Below are 318 nucleotides of genomic sequence, written 5' to 3'. Positions count from 1 at the left end.
AGCGGAAGCGTCTTGAGATGGACGTGGAAACTATCCGGGTTGTGATTGTATCGATGTATCTCAAGATGATTCGAACTCTATGTTTGACTCAATTGGAATACGGCACAACGCGAGAACTCAACCTGTAGCGACTGTCGTCCCCATGCGGGGATGGGGCCCTCGTAAGCGCTAAAGCGCTAACGATGGCCGACATGAGACAGACTCGTTATAGGGTCAAGCGAACAAGTGCATGTGGTGGATGCCTTGGCGATCACAGGCGATGAAGGACGCGGTAGCCTGCGAAAAGCTACGGGGAGCTGGCAAACAAGCTTTGATCCG

At 52.8% G+C, this 318-nt stretch carries 1 rRNA gene; it reads left to right on the top strand.

Annotated features, from left to right (window positions below):
* Positions 1 to 211: 211 nt before the first annotated feature.
* Positions 212 to 318, top strand: a 23S ribosomal RNA gene (locus DPV79_RS41815); the annotation flags it as partial.

The organism is Burkholderia reimsis (assembly GCF_003294055.1).
In the GTDB taxonomy this organism is placed as follows: Bacteria; Pseudomonadota; Gammaproteobacteria; order Burkholderiales; family Burkholderiaceae; genus Burkholderia; species Burkholderia cepacia.
Note: the sequence above shows the minus strand (reverse complement) of the source record. Positions and strands in the feature narration are given on the sequence as shown.